General features: G+C 63.1%; 2 protein-coding genes. Both read left to right on the forward strand.

What is annotated here, in order from left to right:
- On the forward strand, positions 1 to 379 hold a 379-nt coding region (locus tag ACFPN1_RS16250), incomplete at its 5' end, for a transposase (protein WP_386756268.1).
- Complete coding sequence (locus ACFPN1_RS16255; protein ID WP_386756269.1) at positions 361 to 1,221, forward strand: IS3 family transposase; 861 nt, start codon at positions 361 to 363, stop codon at positions 1,219 to 1,221. The genes ACFPN1_RS16250 and ACFPN1_RS16255, both read left to right, overlap by 19 nt.
- Positions 1,222 to 1,251: the final 30 nt, after the last annotated feature.

The raw sequence follows: 1,251 nt of genomic DNA on the forward strand, positions 1-1,251 counted from the left end.
TGGAGTGGCCCGGCTTCCACAGACACCTGAAAATGGGGACAACCCCGGAGGTGTTTGGATGGCAAGGCAGCGGTTCACTGCGGAATTCAAGCGAGAGGCGGTTCGGCTATTGGAGCGTGGCGACAAGCCAGTCACTCAGTTGGCGCTGGAGTTGGGCGTGCCGCGCAACCGGCTCTACAAGTGGCGCGATGCGATTGCTACCGATGGTGACTTGGCGTTTCGGGGTTCGGGACGGCGCTCGCCGCAGCAGCATGAGCTGGCGCAGTTGCGTCGACAAGTCGCCAAGCTGGAGCAGGAAAATACGATCCTAAAAAAAGCGACGGCGTACTTCGCGAGCGCATCCAAGCGCGGTACGCCTGGATCGACGGACAACGGATGATGTTCCCCTTGACCGACCTGTGCCGGGCACTGAAGGTTTCGCTCAGCGGCTACCACGCGTGGAAGCGTCGTCCGCCGAGCATCAGGGCAACGCAAGACGTGAGGCTTGCGGCCGTGATCGCGGCCACGCATCGGGAACTTCGGGAGAGTTATGGCAGTCGTCGCCTGTGGCGCGAACTGCGTCGGCGCGGCATCGATTGCGGACGCCATCGAATGGATCGCCTGCGTCGAGCACACGGACTGTGCACTCGCCGGCGGCGCCGATTCCTACGCGCCCGTACGGCCTACCAGCGCACGCCACCGGCACCGCGATTGTGCACTTGGCCGTTCGCCGCACCTTCGCCGGATCGACTGTGGGTCGGCGACATGACGCAGCTGCCGACGCGCGAAGGGCCGCTCCACTTCGCGGCACTGATCGATGCCTGCAGCCGACGCGTCGTCGGCTGGGCGATGGATGACCACCAGCGGCTCGATCTGACTGAGCGCGCGCTCGATATGGCGTTGCAGCAGCGTCGCCCGAAGCCTGGTCTGATCCTTCATCACGACCGGGGCAGCCAGTACACCGGCGCGCGTTATCGAGCCAAAGCGGAGGCAGCGAATATCCGCCTGAGCATGAGCCGACCCGGACTTCCGTACGACAACGCGATGGCAGAGAGTTTCTTTGCCACCCTCAAGCATGAGATTGGCGACGACAAACCTTTCGAAAACCGCGAAGCCGCACGCAGCGCGGTCTTCGAGTATGTCGAGGTGTTCTACAACCGCGTTCGCCTGCATTCGGGGTTGGGTTATCGATCACCGATGCAGGCCGAGCGGGAGTATCAATCGGTCAGGGCTGTATCCTGACTACCTGTCTGTGGAATGCGGGGCAGTCCA

The sequence above is a fragment of the Lysobacter yangpyeongensis genome (assembly GCF_042655745.1).
Classification (GTDB): domain Bacteria; phylum Pseudomonadota; class Gammaproteobacteria; order Xanthomonadales; family Xanthomonadaceae; genus Agrilutibacter; species Agrilutibacter yangpyeongensis.